19 protein-coding genes are annotated in these 18,327 nt (G+C 64.2%); 8 read left to right on the top strand and 11 right to left on the bottom strand.

What is annotated here, in order from left to right:
* On the bottom strand, positions 1–1,757 hold a 1,757-nt coding region (locus tag GWP04_09210; protein ID NIA25730.1), incomplete at its 3' end, for a hydantoinase/oxoprolinase family protein.
* A gap of 6 nt (positions 1,758–1,763) precedes the next feature.
* On the opposite strand from GWP04_09210, the gene GWP04_09215 reads away from it, so the two are divergent.
* Positions 1,764–2,021 carry a scaffolding protein gene (locus GWP04_09215; GenBank protein NIA25731.1) on the top strand — a complete coding sequence of 86 codons (258 nt, stop codon included), beginning with the start codon at positions 1,764–1,766 and terminating at the stop codon, positions 2,019–2,021.
* Positions 2,022–2,072: 51 nt separating this feature from the next.
* On the opposite strand, the gene GWP04_09220 is transcribed toward GWP04_09215, so the two are convergent.
* Positions 2,073–2,540, bottom strand: coding sequence for a YbaK/EbsC family protein (locus GWP04_09220; protein NIA25732.1), 468 nt, complete (start codon positions 2,538–2,540; stop codon positions 2,073–2,075).
* A gap of 33 nt (positions 2,541–2,573) precedes the next feature.
* A complete protein-coding gene (locus GWP04_09225; protein NIA25733.1) occupies positions 2,574–3,473 on the bottom strand; it encodes a hypothetical protein in 900 nt (299 codons plus the stop codon).
* A 105-nt stretch (positions 3,474–3,578) separates the two neighbouring features.
* Here GWP04_09225 and GWP04_09230 point away from each other — a divergent pair, with 105 nt between their 5' ends.
* Positions 3,579–4,190, top strand: coding sequence for a hypothetical protein (locus GWP04_09230; protein ID NIA25734.1), 612 nt, complete (start codon positions 3,579–3,581; stop codon positions 4,188–4,190).
* Positions 4,191–4,425: 235 nt separating this feature from the next.
* On the opposite strand, the gene glnA is transcribed toward GWP04_09230, so the two are convergent.
* Complete coding sequence (glnA, locus tag GWP04_09235; GenBank protein NIA25735.1) at positions 4,426–5,850, bottom strand: type I glutamate--ammonia ligase; 1,425 nt, start codon at positions 5,848–5,850, stop codon at positions 4,426–4,428.
* Positions 5,851–5,994: 144 nt separating this feature from the next.
* On the opposite strand from glnA, the gene GWP04_09240 reads away from it, so the two are divergent.
* Positions 5,995–7,320 (top strand): glutamine synthetase, encoded by a 1,326-nt coding sequence (locus tag GWP04_09240; GenBank protein NIA25736.1) that lies wholly within the window; start codon positions 5,995–5,997, stop codon positions 7,318–7,320.
* On the top strand, positions 7,320–7,946 hold the full coding sequence (locus tag GWP04_09245) for a DNA-binding response regulator (protein NIA25737.1): 627 nt from the start codon (positions 7,320–7,322) through the stop codon (positions 7,944–7,946). Before GWP04_09240 ends, GWP04_09245 begins: the two co-directional genes overlap by 1 nt.
* A 65-nt stretch (positions 7,947–8,011) precedes the next feature.
* On the opposite strand, the gene GWP04_09250 is transcribed toward GWP04_09245, so the two are convergent.
* From GWP04_09250 to GWP04_09265, 4 genes are all read right to left on the bottom strand, one after another.
* A complete protein-coding gene (locus tag GWP04_09250) occupies positions 8,012–8,857 on the bottom strand; it encodes a DUF1028 domain-containing protein (GenBank protein NIA25738.1) in 846 nt (281 codons plus the stop codon).
* Positions 8,858–8,925: 68 nt separating this feature from the next.
* Complete coding sequence (locus GWP04_09255; GenBank protein NIA25739.1) at positions 8,926–10,437, bottom strand: aldehyde dehydrogenase family protein; 1,512 nt, start codon at positions 10,435–10,437, stop codon at positions 8,926–8,928.
* An 11-nt stretch (positions 10,438–10,448) separates the two neighbouring features.
* On the bottom strand, positions 10,449–10,829 hold the full coding sequence (locus tag GWP04_09260; GenBank protein NIA25740.1) for a reactive intermediate/imine deaminase: 381 nt from the start codon (positions 10,827–10,829) through the stop codon (positions 10,449–10,451).
* 90 nt (positions 10,830–10,919) lie between these two features.
* The gene (locus tag GWP04_09265; GenBank protein ID NIA25741.1) at positions 10,920–11,768 is read right to left on the bottom strand and encodes an alpha/beta fold hydrolase; all 849 of its coding nucleotides are present in this window, start codon (positions 11,766–11,768) and stop codon (positions 10,920–10,922) included.
* A gap of 81 nt (positions 11,769–11,849) precedes the next feature.
* Here GWP04_09265 and GWP04_09270 point away from each other — a divergent pair, with 81 nt between their 5' ends.
* Positions 11,850–12,989: a P-loop NTPase gene (locus GWP04_09270; GenBank protein NIA25742.1), complete on the top strand. Its 1,140-nt coding sequence runs from the start codon at positions 11,850–11,852 to the stop codon at positions 12,987–12,989.
* Between the two features lie 181 nt (positions 12,990–13,170).
* Here GWP04_09270 and GWP04_09275 read toward each other — a convergent pair whose 3' ends face one another.
* From GWP04_09275 to GWP04_09285, 3 genes are read right to left on the bottom strand one after another with little or no spacing between them, the layout of a single operon-like run.
* Positions 13,171–14,331 (bottom strand): peptidoglycan DD-metalloendopeptidase family protein, encoded by a 1,161-nt coding sequence (locus GWP04_09275; GenBank protein NIA25743.1) that lies wholly within the window; start codon positions 14,329–14,331, stop codon positions 13,171–13,173.
* Complete coding sequence (locus tag GWP04_09280) at positions 14,328–15,092, bottom strand: MBL fold metallo-hydrolase (GenBank protein ID NIA25744.1); 765 nt, start codon at positions 15,090–15,092, stop codon at positions 14,328–14,330. Before GWP04_09280 ends, GWP04_09275 begins: the two co-directional genes overlap by 4 nt.
* Positions 15,089–15,814, bottom strand: coding sequence for an NUDIX domain-containing protein (locus GWP04_09285; protein ID NIA25745.1), 726 nt, complete (start codon positions 15,812–15,814; stop codon positions 15,089–15,091). Before GWP04_09285 ends, GWP04_09280 begins: the two co-directional genes overlap by 4 nt.
* A gap of 85 nt (positions 15,815–15,899) precedes the next feature.
* Between GWP04_09285 and GWP04_09290 the strand changes: the two genes are divergently transcribed.
* The 3 genes from GWP04_09290 to selB all read left to right on the top strand — a co-directional run.
* Positions 15,900–16,736: a hypothetical protein gene (locus tag GWP04_09290; protein ID NIA25746.1), complete on the top strand. Its 837-nt coding sequence runs from the start codon at positions 15,900–15,902 to the stop codon at positions 16,734–16,736.
* The gene (locus GWP04_09295) at positions 16,733–17,239 is read left to right on the top strand and encodes a hypothetical protein (protein NIA25747.1); all 507 of its coding nucleotides are present in this window, start codon (positions 16,733–16,735) and stop codon (positions 17,237–17,239) included. The genes GWP04_09290 and GWP04_09295 overlap by 4 nt, the downstream gene beginning before the upstream one ends.
* On the top strand, positions 17,227–18,327 hold a 1,101-nt coding region (gene selB, locus GWP04_09300), incomplete at its 3' end, for a selenocysteine-specific translation elongation factor (GenBank protein NIA25748.1). The genes GWP04_09295 and selB, both read left to right, overlap by 13 nt.

Here is an 18,327-nt window from a genome sequence, read left to right on the forward strand (position 1 = left end):
GCACCGCTCGAGGTGAGCACCTCGCGTGTCCCTCGCGCCGCCTCGCCTTCGGGAACAGCATCGTCGAGATCGCTCCATCGCAGGGCCGGTGTCCCCAGCGCGGCGGCCCGGACGGTGACCACCTCGACGGCGTCCCCGATCCTGGCGAATCCGTTCCGGGCCCGGTGGGCGTCGTGGAAGCGGGCCTCTAGTACCGCCGCCCCCTCGCCCGGCTGGTACGGGACCGTCGTCTCGTGCGATTGGCCCCGATAGCGAACGTCGACAGAGGTACGGACCTCCACCGGGAAAGCGCCCGTCTCGGAGACAAGATGATCTGCCGCGTCTTCACGAAGACGCCCGACAGCCTCGTCGACCACCGCGTCGGACCCGAGGCTCAGTGAAAGATCGACCCGTGGAGGGCTGAGCAGCAGGCCGAGCGCGCTGAACACTCCTGCATGAGGGGGCACGACGACTCCCGCCATGTCGAGACGCCGGGCCAACGCGGTGGCATGCATGCCACCGGCGCCACCGAAAGCGATGAGCACCGAGCTTCTCGGATCAGCCCCTTCTTCGACGCTGACGGCGCGCACTGCGCGCTCCATGCGCGCCTCGACGACTTCGACGATCCCGAGCGCCGTCGCCTCACTGCTCAGATCCAGGGCCGTTGCCAGCCGCTGTACGGCGCTCTGTGCGAGGTCGGGCCGAAGGACCATGCCGCCGGCCAGGTGCTTCGCGAGGCGTCCGATCATCAGGTCCGCGTCGCTGACGGTCGCCTCGGTGCCACCACGACCGTACGAGGCGGGACCGGGAGCAGCGCCGGCCGAACGAGGTCCGACCCGTAGCGCATCACCGGAGTCGACCCAGGCAACCGATCCGCCGCCCGCCCCGACCGTGTGAACGGCAACGGACGGCAGCAGGCACGGATACCCCTCGATGCTGCGCCGATACGCGGATTCCGGACGTCCGTGCTCGACACGGCAGACGTCGGTGGAGGTGCCACCCATGTCAAATGAGATCAACGTGTCGTGGCCGAGCGCCTTGCCGAGTTCCGCCGACGCGACCACGCCGCCTGCGGGACCGGACAGGAGTACGGCGGCGGGAAGCTCGATGGCAGCGGCGAGGTCCATCAGACCGCCGGAGGAGCGCATGACGAGGATGTCGTCGGGGAGCCCCGCCTGACGTGCCTTGGTTTCCAGGTGCTGCAGGTAGCGTCCGACGACCGGCGAGAGGTACGCGTTCAGAACGGTCGTCGAGGTTCGCTCGAATTCTCGAAACTCGGGAGCGACTCTGCTCGACAGGGATACAGGGACGTCTGGAGCGATCGACCGTATCTTCTCGAGGATCTTCTCTTCCTCTCCGGGATGCTGAAACGACCACAGCAGTGCCACGGCAATCGCCTCGACATCGGCGAGCACAACCAGGTCGCCGCCGTCCGCCAGACGCAACGACCGGGGTACGAGCGGCTCCGGCCGGTCCTTGAATGCGTCGTACAGCGAGGGACGATCCTGCCGCCCGATCTCGATCACATCGGTGAACCCGGCAGACGTGACGAGCGCCGTCCTGGCTCCCTTGCGTTCCAGGAGAGCGTTCGTGGCGATCGTGGTTCCATGGAGCAGGATGTCGGCAGGGTCGTACAGGATTCGACGGGAACCGTCGATGACCCCGTCGCTCTGATCGGCGGTCGTGGAAGTCTTGCCGGCCATCAGACGGGTCCCGTCCCATGCGGCGAAGTCGGTGAACGTGCCCCCGACATCGACCCCCAGCGCGTTGGCTACCATCGGTACATGGCTATCACTATCGAAGGAACCCCGAATCCCAACGCTCTCAAGTTCAGCGTCGGACGCGATGTCGGAGGACCGAAGACGTTTGTTGCCGGGCACACAGCCGATGACCCCATGGCAGAGAGCCTTCTCTCGCTCCCAGGCGTGACGAGTGTGTTCATGACCGCCGATTTCGTGACACTGACCAAGGCTCCTGATGCGGACTGGGCCTCGCTCGCCGAGCAGGCACAGCAGATCCTAGAGAGGTATTTCGGCGCGTAGCCCAGGCGTGCAGGATGGCTCCGATCGGTATCGTTGCCACGGCGCAACCCATCAGCGGCTGATGGGAGCCCAGGTGGCATCCGCCGCCCTGATCAACTCGGCGATCGAGATCGCAAACACCGTGGTCGGCGTCCCTGCAGCCGCCCACACGGGGTCATGCCGGGTCAGTTCCGGGTCGGCAAAGACCCTGCAACCGTGGCCGAATGGCGGGGTCCCGCCGGCCGCGTAGCCGGTGGCAGCCCGGACCTCGTCGAGCGATGCCCGGCGGCTTCCGCTCCCGCCGGCCGCTTCTGCCAACTTCTCGGGGTCGAGCCGCCGGTCGCCGGGGACCAGCGCCACCACGGGCTCATTATCGACCACGAAAACGAGTGACTTCACGATGGCGGCGACGTCGCAGCCGACCGCGTTCGCAGCGTCGGCGGCTGTCTTGGTGCCTTTGGGAAACTCACGAACAGCGAGGTCGAGCCTCTCACCGGCAGCCCAGCGAATGAGACGCAGCGACGCAGTGGGAAGACTCACATCTACATCGTAGGAGCCAGATCATCTGATGCGTCACCGGTCGATATCCCACGGCGGAGCATCGAGCACGGTCGAGCCGTCCATCCACAGCGAGAGCGGCCAGCGGTTCCCCGCCGTGTCGGCAACGGTCACGACGACGCGCCAGCCACCCGCTGCTCGAACCGCGGAGATCACCTTCGGATCGCTCCCCCAGCCGCCTGCCTCCTCTTCGACCACTGTCAGCACGGACCTCGGGAGCTCTTCCTCTTCTTCGGGCCACAGGGCAACCTCGGCATCGGCGGGAATCGGAGCCGGCGAGGGAAGGTCGACCACCGAAGCCTTCCCATCTCTCACATCGATGACCACGTGCACCGCACGCACCGGCAGTCTGGTCAACGACTGCGCGTCAGGCCCGGCGAGCATTCCGAACACGACCGTCGCCCTGAAGAGATCCGGACCAACGGTTCTGATCTCGGCACTACGCGCCCACTCGACATACGACACTCCCGTTCCCCCGCCCGTGGGTATCTCGGCTCCGTCGGGAAGCGCCGCCACAACGCCGAGTACCTCGTCCGGACGGCCACCGCTCCCGAAGTAGTCCCGCACGAACCACTCTGCCCGAACTGCGGCGAGCTGCTCCTGAGAGCCGGGCACCAACGCCATCAGGTCGGCCTCCGAGTACAGCGGCACCGGCGTCGACACGACTGTCGGGACGACCGTCGACGCGACAGGTGATGCCGTCGACGTCACGCTCGGTACAACCTCGGTAGTCGCCTGCGCGCCACTGGGAAGTGCACGTGCCACGACAACGCCGAGCGCAGCAAAGGCGAGCACACCGGAAGCCACGTAGGCAACCCATCGCGGGAACGGACGCTGTTGAGCCACGAGTTCGGACCACGGGATGCTCTCGAGTTGCTCGTCGAGTGCGTCGTGCTCGTCGATGTGCAGATCCACAGCGTCTCCTTCTTCCGGGGGCAAGGCGAACGTACGCTGCCGTGGAGGTCCAAACAAGGGGTTTGCTTCCAGAACCTGCTTCCGGTCCGCTAACGTTGGATCGCTATGAGCAACCCCGACCCGAAGCCTGGACGCTGGATTCTTCCTCTGATCATCATCGGGATGGTCGGTTTCACCTACTTCTTCGTCAGCAGCCTCCCCGCACCCCAGCCGGAAGGCACGACGACGACTACCTCCGCGCGGACGACGACATCGACAACCGAAACGGGGACCAGCGGCTCCACCACGACCACGACGATCCCAGACGACGTGCAGGCGTACTTCGACAAGATGGCACAGAAGAAGGCCGATCTGGATGCGTTCTCGAGTGCCCTCCTGGCAGCCAACGACCGATGGAACAACAAGGCCGAGACCGGAGCCACCTACAGCGAGACAAAGACCGCCTTCCAGAAGGCGATCGACGACGCCACCGTCTTCTCGGACAGCATCGCGGCGACGACCCTACCCGCCGGCTATCCGGATCTCGCGAGCTTGCACGCCGACCTCTCGACCGCTGCCGCCAAGATCCTGCAGGCAACGATTGCTGCCCTCGACGGCCTCCAGTCCTCGGACACGGGTCAAGCGCGCGCAGCTGCAATCGAGGAGTTCACCACGGCGGTTGCCGAGTTCAACGCCGTCTACGACGGCCTCGCTGCAGCGGCGACCCCAGCGGGATAGCCGTCCCGGTCCTGGCACGGCTCCGTGTCACGACGATGGAAACGCCGAGGTAGCCAACGACGAAGAGGGAACGCTCCCTCCCCCGGCGAAGCGTTGGGCAAGCCTCCTCCCGCTCCGGACTTCGCCACACTCCCCCGGGAAGCGGAGCGACCATTGGGGGGAGAAAGTGGTCGCTGCGCTCCCTCAGGGAAGAAACGGTCGTTGTGTTCTCTGAGGAACCAACGCTCCGGAACTCTCAGATGTCGTAGTACAGGTGGAACTCGTACGGGTGCGGCCGCAAACGTATCGCATCGACCTCGCTGGAGCGCTTGTAGTCGATCCACGTATCGATGAGATCCTGGGTGAACACGTCGCCTTTCAGCAGGAAGTCGTGGTCGGCTTCCAGCGCGGCGAGCGCCTCCTCGAGGCTTCCCGGCACCGACGGCAGGTTCGACAGCTCTTCCGGCGGCAGGTCGTAGATGTCCTTGTCGACCGGCGGTGGCGGTTCGATCCGATTCTGAATCCCGTCGAGACCGGCCATCAGCATCGCCGAGAACGCCAGGTACGGGTTCGCCGAAGGGTCGGGGCAGCGGAACTCGAGGCGTTTCGCGGCCGGCTTCTGTGAATACAGCGGGATGCGCACGGCAGCCGACCGGTTCCTCTGGCTGTACACCAGGTTCACCGGAGCCTCGAAACCGGGCACCAGTCGCCGGTAGGAGTTCGTTGTCGGCGCAGCGAATGCGAGCACGGCCTCGGCATGCTTCAAGAGACCCCCGATGTACCAGCGAGCCATATCGGACAGGCCTGCGTAGCCGCTTTCGTCGTAGAACAGCGGCTTGCCGTCGGTCCACAGCGACTGGTGGGTGTGCATCCCGGACCCGTTGTCCTCGAAGATCGGCTTCGGCATGAACGTGACCGTCTTGCCGGCTCGCCATGCAGTGTTCTTGACGAGGTACTTGAAGAGCGTGACGTGGTCCGCCTGCTTCAGAAGAGTCTCATAACGGATGTCGATCTCGGCCTGACCGGCAGTGCCGACCTCGTGGTGATGAACCTCGACCTCGATGCCGGCGGCTTCGAGCAAGGCGGTCATCTCCGAACGGAGGTCCTGGAAATGATCGGTCGGCGGGACCGGGAAGTAGCCCTCCTTGTATCCGGGCTTGTAGCCGAGGTTGCCGCCTGCTTCGTCCGCCCCGCTGTTCCAGGCCCCCTCGACCGAGTCGACCTCATAGAACGCGGAGTGCTGGGTCTGATCGAACCGGACAGAGTCGAAGATGTAGAACTCGGCCTCCGGGCCCCAGTAGGACGTCTCGGCAATGCCCGTTCCGAGCAAGTACGCCTCGGCCTTCTTTGCGATGTAGCGAGGGTCGCGGTCGTAGGGCTCACCGGTGGTCGGATCATGCACAAAGCAGTAGATCAGCAGCGTCTTGCGTTCCATGAACGGATCGGCCGTGGCCGTCGAAGCGTCGGGAAGCAGCAGCATGTCCGATTCCTGGATCTCCCGGAAACCGCGGATCGACGACCCGTCGAACCCGAATCCCTCTTCGAAGCCGGCCTCGGTCAACGTCGCGGCCGGAATCGTGAAGTGCTGTACCTGGCCTGGCAGGTCACAGAAACGAAGGTCGATGAACTCGAAGCCTTCTTCTTCGATGTATCGGATCAGTTCGGCAGGCGTGTAAGACAAAAAGGCTCCTCCTGAAAGTCATGCCGTTTATACCTGAGGTGCGTTTCGCGCCAGTTGCTGAAATGTGAACGCCGTGTTTCGTCCGGTGATTCGAGTCGATGCCAGGCCCCGGCTCCGCTACCTTCTGTGGAGAAAGGAGCCGCAATGGACAGACAAGCCGAATATGTGCTCCGGACCGTCGAAGAACGAGGGGTCCGTTTCATCCGCCTGTGGTTCACCGACGTACAGGGATTCCTGAAGTCGGTCGCGATCAATCCCGCCGAACTGGAGGTCGCATTCTCCGAGGGGATGACCTTCGATGGGTCGTCCATCGACGGATACGCTCGCATCCAAGAAGCGGACATGATCGCCAAGCCCGATCCATCCACGTTTCAGATCATCCCGTGGCGACCCGAGCAGCAGGTCGCACGGATGTTCTGCGACATCTTGACTCCGGACGGTGAACCCTTCGAGGGTGATCCACGCTGGGTCCTGAAACGTAACCTTCGCCGGGCGGCCGACCTCGGCTTCACGTTCTACGTCGGACCCGAATTGGAGTGGTTCTACTTCAAAGACTCGGGCCCGGACCCGCAAGTCCTCGACCGGGGCGGCTATTTCGACCTGACACCGCTCGACGTCGCCCAGGAGTACCGGCGCACGACGATCAACGTGCTCGAGCAGCTCGGCATCCCCGTCGAATCGTCGCACCACGAGGTCGCTCCCAGTCAGCATGAGATCGACCTGCGCTATACCGACGCGCTCACGATGGCGGACAACGTCATGACGTATCGGCTCGCCGTCAAGGAGGTCGCCATCGAGCACGGCATCTACGCGACCTTCATGCCCAAGCCACTGGCCGACTACGACGGCAACGGAATGCACGTGCACCTGTCGCTGTTCGAGGGCGATCGCAACGCGTTCTACGAAGCCGGCTCCGATCTGGGCCTTTCGAAGGTTGCCCAGAGCTTCATCGCCGGACTCATCAAGCATGGCCCGGAGATCACCGGGATCACCAACCAGTGGATCAACTCGTACAAGCGCCTCGTATCCGGATTCGACGCCCCCCTCTACCTGACGTGGGCCCGCAACAACCAGTCCGCGCTGGTGAGGGTGCCGTCGGTCAAAGCGGGCAAACAGGCTTCGACCCGTGTCGAGTACCGGGCGCCGGATGCCGCATGCAACCCGTACATGGCCTTCTCGGTGTTGCTGGCAGCGGGTCTGACAGGAATCGAGAACGCGTACGAACTCCCCCCTGAGATGCCCCGTAACGTGTACGACCTGACGAAGGCCGAGCGTGCGGCCGCGGACATCGGGAAACTGCCCTCGAACCTGTCGGAAGCCCTGGACCTGATGGAGGACTCCGAACTGGTGGCGGAGGCGCTCGGTGAGCACATGTTCGGTTGGTTCCTCAAGAACAAGCGCAAAGAGTGGGACCGCTATCAGCGCCATGTCTCACAGTTCGAACTCGAGGAGTACCTCCCGATTCTCTGATGCTGATCGCCGTCATTCCCGCCGAACCGTCCAAAGGCCTCACCGAGGCTCTCCTCGTCGCGGGCGTCACATGGCAACCGGCGCGCGACCCGAGCGACGACTGGGACGAAGCCGGCGTGCTCCTCGTCGAATTGGGCGATGACCCGGAGGGCCTCCTCACGACGGCGCGACGAATCTACGAGCGATCGGGGCTGCCGACGATCGCCGTGGCCGACCGCTCCGCCGCCGCGACGTTGGAGTCCGCAGGGTTCCTCATGGACTTCATCTTCGACCCACCGGATCCTGTGGAGTTGCGGCTCCGACTCCGCAGACTGGCCGACGGCGCGGACGAAGCCGAGGTGCTGCGTTTCAAGGATCTCGAGATGAACACAGCCACGTATCAGGCTCGCCTCGATGGAGTCCCCCTCGACATGGCCTACATGGAGTACGAGCTGCTCCGCTTCTTCGTCCAGCATCCGGGGAGGGTGTGGAGTCGCGAGCAGCTTCTCTCTCGCGTGTGGGGGTATGACTACTTCGGTGGGGCGCGCACCGTCGACGTTCATGTACGACGGCTCCGGGCGAAATTGGGTGAAGAGCGCGCCCGTTGGATCTCCACGGTACGTTCGGTCGGCTACCGGTTCGGCTGACCGTTCTCATGACGTTTCACCCGGATGGTCCGGGCTGGCCGTCACGAGAATGGGAGGAAGAGCCCTCAGCGGCTCGAGAGCATCTCCAGCACCTTCTGCTCGATCTCCGGCCCGTCAGACCATCGGGCCTCGAGGTTCTCGGCTCCGACCCACGCGAACAGAGCCTGGCGCAGACCCATGTCGTAGCCGGAACCGCTCCCGCAGTCGTACCCGCGTTCCGATAGTGCATCCCGCAGCACCCGCGCCAACCCGGCTTGGATCGGGACAAACTCGAGATCCTCGGGCCTCGGCTGAAGTAATCGATGGATTTCCATCAGCCGGTGCATCTCCGTCACGGGATCACGGTGGTCATCCACCCGCAGATCGACGGCCACATCGCTGCCGGACAAGTACCCGCCACCTTGACGCACGACGAGCAGTGCCGCCGACTGGCGACCTCGGCGATCCCCCCCTGCGGCATCGCCGGCGGCCAGAGCAGCGAGCAGGCGTGACGCGAGGTCGCCGGACTCCTCCTCGAACGTCTCCGCCATCTGATCGACGACGTGGGGCCCCGTGAGGATGTTGCCCTGGCAGGCGTACCCGTCACCCGTGCGGCCTCCCGCCCAGTCGAAGCAGTCTGCACCCGTGAACGAGGCCGGCTGCCCGGAGGCGTCGATCATGCCGACCTGGCGAAGCTCACGCCTGTCATCGGCACTCGTCAACCTCTGAATCGTCGCTTCTGCCGACTCGCCGGACTCCATCGCCCGCAGTCCGTCCGGCCCGTACGTCACGTTCGCGTACGACTGGGTTGCGACGGCGCCGGCTCCTGCGCGAGCCCACGGAACGACCGATCCGACGGCCAGGAACTTCGACGCGACGGCCACGCCCCACTCCTGGGCCCTGGGGTCATGAGCAACGATCGAGAAAGTCATATGAGCGTCTTCGTTCTCGTGACGTTTCAGGGGAATAATCCCAGTCAAGCGTCACGAGAACGGGAGGACTATCCGAACTCGATGCCCTGGGCCAACGGCATCTCGCCGCTCCAGTTGATTGTGGTGGTCTGGCGGCGCATGTAGACCTTCCACGCATCCGATCCGGCCTCTCTGCCTCCGCCGGTCTCCTTCTCGCCACCGAACGCCCCGCCGATCTCGGCACCCGACGTACCGATGTTCACGTTGGCGATGCCGCAGTCGGAGCCCTCGTGAGAAAGGAACTTCTCCGAATTCATCACCGAGTCCGTGAAGATCGCCGATGACAGCCCCTGACGAACACCATTCTGAATCTCGATCGCTTCCTCGACAGAGGACACCGCGACGACATAGAGCAACGGAGCGAACGTCTCCTCTTGAAGGATCGGAGCATCTTTGGGCATTTTCATGATCGTCGGCTCGACGAAGTTCGCGCCGAGATCTTCCAGGCGATTGCCGCCGTAGAGCAGCTCCCCACCCTGCTGCTTGGCGAGATCGATCGCCGTAAGCATATTGAACACCGCTGTCTCGTCGACCAGCGGGCCCATCAAGATCCCCGGTTCGAGCGGGTCGCCAATCCGAACCTGGCGGTACGCGTCGACCAAACGTCTGGCGACTTCGTCGACCACTGCTTCGTGCACGATGAGCCGGCGAAGCGAAGTGCATCGCTGACCGGCAGTGCCGACCGCCGCGAACAGGGCGGCACGTGTCACGAGGTCCAGATCCGCATCGTCCATCACGATCATGGCGTTGTTGCCGCCAAGCTCGAGCAGCGACCTCCCCAGACGCTGAGCGACACCTACTGCCACCTTGTACCCCATGTCGCACGAGCCGGTCGCCGACACGAGCGGAACACGGGTGTCCTTGACCATGAGGTCACCGACGTCGGCTCCACTGCCGAACGCCAGGTTGAAGACCCCTTCGAATCCGCTTCCCTCCATCACCGAATGTGCGATGTTCGTCACGGCGATCGCGGTGAGTGGCGTCGAACTGGAAGGTTTCCACACGTTCGTGTCACCACAGACGGCGGCGATCAGCGCGTTCCACGACCACACGGCGGTCGGGAAGTTGAATGAAGAGATGATGCCGATCGGTCCCAGTGGATGCCACTGTTCGTACATGCGGTGTCTCGGCCGCTCCGACACCATGGTGACGCCGTACAGCTGGCGGGAAAGGCCGACTGCGAAGTCGGCAATGTCGACCATCTCCTGAACTTCTCCCTCACCTTCGGCAAGGATCTTGCCCATTTCCATGGTGACCAGCGCACCCAGAGCACTCTTCTTCTCTCGCAGCGCGTCGCCGATTCTGCGCACGTACTTTCCCCGCTCCGGCGCCGGGAGCATCCGCCAGCGCTTGAACGTCTCGACGGAATCCTGGATGACAGTCTCATAATCTTCAGCCGACGCACGGACCACCTTCGCGATCACCTCACCGGTCGCCGGGTTGACCGACTCCAGGGTCTTGCCGTGGGCCTGCCTCCAGCCGCTTGCGTAGACACCCGAGTTGACCTCGGATAGCCCGAGCGTTTTGAGAATCTCGTTCATGTCCGCCTCCCTCACCGGCTCGCCACAACTTCGATCTCGACCAGGAAACCACCGGGTAGCGCGGCAACCTCTACGGTCGCTCTGGCCGGCGGGTCACCCTCGAACCGCTTGCCATAGACATCGTTGACGATCGGAAAGTCGGCCATGTCGGCCAGGAAGATCGTCGTCTTCACCACGTCGGAGAACTCGAGGTCGATGTCGCCGAGAATCGCACCGATATTGGCCATGATCTGCCCGGTCTGGGCGGCCACATCGTCGGGCGCCCGTTCTCCGGTCGCCGGATCGATCGCAACCTGTCCGGAGATGAACACCAGGCCGCCTGCCTCCACGGCCACCGAATATGGTCCCAGTGCTCCTGGTGCGCTGGGTGTTTCGAGTACTCGCTTCGCCATGACTGCTCCTCGTCGCGTGTGGAATCAAGGCTACCTGCCCTGATTCTCGTCTCTGCCGGCAGGACCACGTACGGCCGGCATTGACGAGACTCAGTGAAGGTGCTCCGAAAGGAACCCGATGACCTCGCCGATCTGAGACTCGAACGACCCGAGATCACTGTGGCCTGCCCCCGGGATGATCAACACACGTCGTGTCGGCATACGCTCGGCGAGTTCATACACGTTGGAAACCGGGACGATCTGGTCGGCATCACCGTGCACGAGGAGCAGCGGGGCCTGTACGTGGCTGATCCGGTTGCGGGGGGCGATCTCATCGAAGTCGTAGCCGATGATGCGCTCAGTGGTGTGCAGGGCGAGGTTGGCCAGGGGCCGGGGAAGCACATCGAACGGCTTCGACGCTCCCATGAGTTCCCCGGGGTGTGCGAACGCGGAGAGCGAGACCACTGCACCGAGATCGTCCCTCCGGGAAGCAGCCAGGATCGAAGCGCCTGCGCCCACCGAGTGGCCGACGATGCCCACCGAGGTGACGTCGTCACGGGCAAGGAGCCAGTCGACGGCGACGTCGAGATCCTCGGCGAACCGCGGCATCGATGAGTGATCGTCGTGATCGCTCAGACCGTGATTACGTGCATCCACAAACAACGTGTGGAAGCCCGCCCGGTGCAGCGGTGGGGCGAATGGAAGCATCAATCCCGCGTTGCCTCCCCATCCGTGAAGGACGACCACGGCCGGAGCGGTGCCCTGTGTCGGGATGAACCATGCGTGCAACCGCTTACCTCCGGGACCGTCGAGCCACACCTCTTCTTCGGGCAGGTCGAGATCCTTCGGAGTCCGGGGAATTGGACGCTGCGGCGGTCGAAACGCGAATTTCAAGGCGGCAGGGAACGCGTACACCATGCCGATGGCGGCCAATGCAGGCACGAGAAGCTTTCGTTTCATCAGGATGATGGTAGGCATGGTTCAGATGACATCCGTCAGAGGTGGAGTTCGTATTCCGCATTCCGTATCTACGATGTCCTCGTGACCGAGGACCGGATTCTGACGGCGCTGCGCGGCGTGCTCGACCCAGAGCTCGGCGGCGACATCGTCGAGCTGGGGATGGTGCAGTCCGTCGACGCCCATCCCGACGGATCGGTCACCGTCGGCGTCGCACTGACCATCGCCGCATGCCCGATGCGTGATCGCATCGAGCAGGATGTGATCAGGAAGGTCTCCGCACTCGAAGGGGTGACGGACGTCAACGTGGAGACCCGCACGATGGACGCCGAGCAGCGCGCCCAGCTCATGGCCGTTGCCCGCCGACGGGCCCGCGACAACGCCGAGCCGACCAGCGTGAGCCCGCTGACCAGAGTCGTGGCGATCGGCAGTGGCAAAGGAGGCGTCGGGAAGTCCTCGGTCAGCGTCAACCTGAGCTTCGCTCTTGCCGACCTCGGCCACCGCGTCGGCCTGCTCGATGCCGACATCTGGGGGTTCTCGATTCCAAGACTCGTCGGCACCCAAGCACGGCTTTCGGCCGGAGAGGATCGCCTCATCGTTCCGGTGAACGTCTCGGATATCCAAGTGGTCTCCACCGGACTCATCGTCGAGTCCGAAGAGACGGCCCTCATGTGGAGGGGACTCATGCTCTCGAAGGCGCTCGAGCAGTTCCTCAACCAGGTCGCCTGGGCAGATGACCTCGGCTACCTCATCATCGACCTGCCCCCGGGCACCGGGGATGTGCAGATGGCGCTCTCACGCATGGTCCCCCAGGCGGAACTCGTCGTCGTCACAACCCCGCAGATCGCCGCCCAGAGGGTCGCAGCGCGCGCAGCCGATATGGCCCGGCGATCGTTTCTCCCGGTACTCGGTGTGATCGAGAACATGGCCGGTTTCACCTGCGAACACGGAACGACCTACGAGCTGTTCGGCAAAGGTGGCGGCCAGAGCCTGGCGGATGATCTCGGCGTGCCGTTGATCGGACAGATCCCCCTCGATCCACTGGTCGTTGCCGACGGCGATGCCGGCTTCCCGATCGTCCATGCTCACCCCGAGTCGCCGACCGCGGCGGCATTTCGAGGCGCCGCCACGCGACTCACCGAAGCCTTGCCACCGGCCGGGGACGAAACCTGCACTGGCCGGATCGCCCGCATCCTCGAGGATCTCGAAGACCCCCCGCGCTGACGCCTGCTGCCGGGATCCAGGGACTAGTCACTACGAGGGAAGTCACAACAGACCCCAGGTCGCGAGGGTCGATGGTCGATACTTCACACAGAACGTGCCTGACCGCTGGGAGGCGCACCGCACGAGCGCTGGGAGCACGAGGGCCGGCATTGCCGGCCCTCTTTTTCTTGCCCGCTCCTTCCTATCCGCAGAGTCCCTTCACCAACGGGTACGGGTTGACCGCGGCGCCGTGGTCGGGATGGAACTCGAAGTGGAGGTGCGGTAACCAGTCGGGAGCGTTTCCGGATGAACCGACATAGCCAATGAGTTCGCCCGTCGCGACGACCTGCCCGACATGGAGTCCATCCGCCCAGGCCTCGAGGTGGGCGTAGTAGTAGGAGTCACCCGAGTCCGAGTGCAGCCAGATGGTGATCCCCCCGAGACCCCCCTCCTTGAGCTGATAGATCGAACCGGACTCGATTGCCACGATGGGTGTCCCTCGTTCGGCCATCATGTCCACTCCCTCATGGGTCCGACCTCCCGAGCGGGCAGCACCCCACGTATCGCTGAACGTGGTGAACCCATCGATCGGACACGCTTGCGTGGCACCGGACGGCGGGACGGTGGTCGGGGTCGTAGTAGTGGTGGTAGTAGTGACAGGCGTGGTCGTGGTAGTGGCAGATGTCGTGGTAGTAGCGGATGTCGTCGTCGTCGTTGCTCTGCGGGCGGCTTCCTCGGCCGCCTTCCTCGCCGCTTCAGCTCGCCGCGCAGCTTCCTCGGCCGCCCGCCGAGCTTCCTCTTCGGCGCGCCGGGCCTTCAGCGCCTCGTATGTGATCTGGGCACTGGCGATCTTCTCGGAGAGGTCGGCGGCAAGCGCCTGCATGTTCTGGGTGACCGCGTCCTGGTCTAGACGAGCGATCTCGAGATCGGAGAGCTGGCGCTCGTATACGCCCTTGAGGATGTCCAGATCGTTGACGAGGCGCTGATCTGCCGATGCTGCCTCCTCGAGGTACCCATACCCCGGGCTCACGCCGCCGTCCAGCACCATCAGCGCGAACATCTCCGATCCGCGTGCATTCATGTACATCTCCACTGCTCGCTCCTGGACCTTGCGCGTCGCGAGGTTCACTTCGACTCGCGAGCTCGCCACCATGTGCTCCAGGGACGCCACCTGATCCTCCAACTCCGCGGACCTCGCCCATGCTTCCCCGTACTGGACGGCGAGCACTTCGACCTCTCGCCTCAACTGCTCGAGTTGACGGGCGGCGCTATCGAGATCTTCCTGATCGACATCCGCAAACGCCGGTGCCGCGAGCGCTATGACAAGCCCCACACTCGCTGCGACCCGGATCCAGCGCCTCATCGCGGTCTCACCGAGTCTGTTGCGACATCGAATCGCACGCTTCGGTCATCGTCGAGTTTGGTGAGATGGGCCCGCACCGCGACCCCGGCGAGAGGACGTAGCTCCGGATCGACTTGCGCGTAGATGTCTTCCACGATGGTCGCGACAGATGTCGCTCCCGATTGCACCGCAGCAAGAATCTGTCCCTCTCGCTCCAAGCGATGGGACAGATAGTCTGCGATGACCACCTGAGGATCGTGCATTGCCGCTCCATGCCCCGGATACAACGTACGCAGCGACAGTTCCTGCAACCTACGCAATGATGCCAGATAGGCGCTCATGTCCTCGACGAATACCGAAGAGCCACCCATGATGTGATCCCCGGTAAAGAGGGCGTCACCAGCCAAGTAACAGAGATGATCTGGGCTATGTCCCGGTGTTGCCACGACACGAACCTCGGCGCTCCCGAATGGAACAACGTCGTTATCGGACAGCGTCCGGTCCGGCTTGAATCGGGGGCCCGGTCCGAAGCCTGCAGTCGCGACACCCAAGTGTCTCGCAAGCGAGTTGGCGAGCGGCGCGTGATCGGAGTGCGTGTGAGTAACCAGCACCACGACCGGCGTGCGATCCCCGAGCGTCTCGAGGATCGCCGCGCGATGCTGCTCGTCGACGGGACCAGGGTCGATCACAAGCACCTCGCCACCGGAGGCAACCACATAGGTGTTGGTGCCTTCACCCGTATAGGGGCCGGGATTCGGAGCGAGGATGCGCTGGACTTTCACTCGCCTGCCTCCTCGTACCCGGAGTCGCCCGGCATGAGAATCCGAAGAGATCCTTCGTGTATCACGATACGAGGTTCGATCCGCGGTACGAAGGCCTGCCCTTCGGCAAAGGCCAGCACCTCCCGGGGATCCTCGTAGGCGCCAAGCAACTTCAGAGTTGCCACCGTCGGCGGAACCAGTGTCCACTTGCGTTCCCTGCGGTATGCAAGGGCATCATGGGGAGTCACCCAGATCGCCTCCGTCACTTCCGCCGCGTCCGGCGCAGCCTCGAGGCCGGCAGGCGCGTCGGTCACGAAGAACCGGGTATTGAACCGGCGAGGTTGCCCCTTCGGCGTCAGCCAGTTCGACAGATAGGCGAACCGCTTGGCGTCGAACACATACCCGTCATCGTCGAGGATCCCAAGAAGTCGCGATCCTTTGACACCCTTTGGGACGGCGGGCTGCCCGGGACCGGCAGGGATGATCACACCGGCCTCCTCGGCAGTCTCCCTCACGGCAGCCGACAGCCACGGCGAGGTCTCATCATCTCCAAAGATCCGGCGTGCCACGTCGCTGCGGTCCGCCGCATCGACGGCACCTCCCGGAAACACATGGGCACCACCGACGAACGCGGAGGACGTGGCCCTCCGCACCATCAGAACTTCCAGGCCGCGATCCCCCGGACGAAGCACGCAGACTGTCGACGCTTCCCGAATCGGCTGATCGGCATGAGGAAGGTCCATAGAAGGAGATTAGGCACCCATTCTCGTGACGTCTCGCAGAAATCGACCCCGTCAAACGTCACGAGAACGTGAGTACCCTTTCCCCATGGCGCTGCGCGATCTGCCCTCCGTCGACACACTCGTTCGATCCCTCGAGGGCAAGGGACTCCCCCGGCTTCTCGTCGTGGACGTCGCCCGCGCCGCCATCGACGAAGCCAGGACAATCACGGCGGCAGGCGGGACCGCCGATCCTCACCGGACGGCAGACGCCGCACTCCAGGCCCTGCAATCGCTTCGTCATCGCCCTGTGCTGAACGCAACGGGAGTTCTCTTGCACACGAACCTCGGAAGGGCACCGCTCGCTCCCGCGGCCGCCGAGGCTGCCCGTGCGATGGCAACCTCCTACGGGAACCTCGAGTTCGACCTCGAAAAGGCGCGCAGGGGAGGCAGGGCCGGATATGCACACCGCCTCGTTTGCGCACTCACCGGAGCAGAAGCCGCACTCATCGTCAACAACAACGCCGGCGCGCTGCTCCTGGCTCTCGCTGCCCTGGGCCGTCGCCACCCGGTAGCCGTCTCGAGGGGTGAGCTGATCGAGATCGGCGGGTCATATCGACTCCCCGAACTCATGGCCGCTTCCGGAGCCCGTATGCTCGAGATAGGCACGACGAATCGAACTCGTCTTGCAGACTACGAGCAGGCGCTCGATGACGGTGCCGGGATGATCCTGAAGGTGCATCCTTCCAACTACCGGGTCGCACCGACTCGGCGCCACTGGACGAACTCGTCGCCTTGGCACGCCGGAGAGATGTTCCTCTGGTCTACGACGTCGGCAGTGGCCTGCTGGACGAGAGTGCCCCGTGGCTCGATGGTCCGCCGCCTCGCTGGCTCCATGGCGAACCGGGCATCCGCCAGATCCTCGACGCCGGAGCGGACCTGGTGACGTTCTCCGGTGACAAGCTGCTCGGAGGTCCGCAGGCCGGCATCATCAGCGGGACGGCGCACCTGGTCTCCGAACTGGCAGGCAACCCTATGGCGCGCGCTCTGCGGATCCCCGGTCCAACGATCGCTGCACTGACGGTCACACTCGAGATGTATGCCGATGGGAAAGGGTCAGAGATTCCATTCTGGGCAATGGCATCAGCCTCCTACGACACTCTGGAACGTCGAAGCGAAGCCGTGCTCGACGCATCGGGCGTCGAGGCAACACTCGTTCCCGGAGTATCCGTGCCGGGTGCCGGCTCCGTTCCCGGCGCGGAAGTTCCCTCTCCGCTCATCAGAATCAGTGAGCCAGGAGCAGCCGTCCTCTGGCCAAGGCTCCTTCGAGCCACTCCACCGATCATCACCCGGCGAGACGCAGGCCGAGTCGTTCTCGACCTCCGAGCAGTCTCCTCCGAAGACGACGAACGACTCGCCGCGGCTCTGGAATCCGCATGCCGGTCATAGGAACCGCCGGACACGTCGATCACGGCAAGTCCACCCTCATCCAGACGCTCACGGGCCGGGACCCGGACCGCTGGAGAGAAGAGAAGCAACGGGGCCTCACGATCGATCTTGGCTTTGCCTGGACCACACTCCCTGACGGAACAGAAGTCTCCTTCGTCGATGTTCCCGGCCACCAGCGTTTCATCAAGAACATGCTCTCGGGGATCGAGGCCATCGACGTCGCTCTTTTCGTCGTTGCCGCGGATGAAGGCTGGATGCCACAGTCCGAGGAACACTTGGCAGTCCTGGACCTCCTCGACATCAGCCACGGCGTCGTCGCCATCACCAAGACCGACCGCGTCGACCCGGACCTCGTGACACTCGCCGGCCTGGAGGTCGAGGATCGCCTCGAAGGGACGACGCTCGAGGGATCGACCATCGTTCCCGTTGCGCCGCCCACCGGACTTGGCATTGACGCACTCAGAACCGCCCTGGTCGACGTGATCGTGGCGGCGACGGAAACGTTTCATGATGGAGGGCGGGCGCGCATGTGGATCGATCGTGCATTCACCATCGCCGGGTCCGGCACCGTGGTCACCGGTACCCTGCTCGACGGCCCCCTCTCCGTCGATGACAAAGTCATGCTCTGGCCAGGCCGAATCAGTACTCGCATTCGCTCACTGCAGAGCCACGAACGTACCCACACCACCCTCCAACCTCACACCAGGGCCGCAGCCAACCTCGTCGGCATCGATCATCACGACGTTTCACGCGGCGCCATGCTCGGCACCCCCGACGCATGGTCGACGACGAGGCATTTTCTCGCCTTGATCCGCACGGCTCGTTATATCCAAGAACCCCTCACGGCCAAAGGAGCCTTCCATCTGCATCTCGGCAGCGGAACGAGGCCCGTTCGTCTCCAACCCCTCGATGCCACCGGCGTCCTGGGCTCGTCGTATGCGCTCCTGTCGATCGATGAACCTCTCACCGTCAAGATGGGTGACCGATTCATCATCCGAGAGGTCGGGCGGAGGCAGGTCGTCGCCGGTGGGCGAGTCCTCGATCCACAACCCGTCACCCGAGGGCGAGCCGCGCTCGCAGTTGGACCG

This window comes from Gammaproteobacteria bacterium (genome assembly GCA_011682695.1).
Lineage (GTDB): Bacteria > Actinomycetota > Acidimicrobiia > Spongiisociales > UBA4744 > BMS3Bbin01.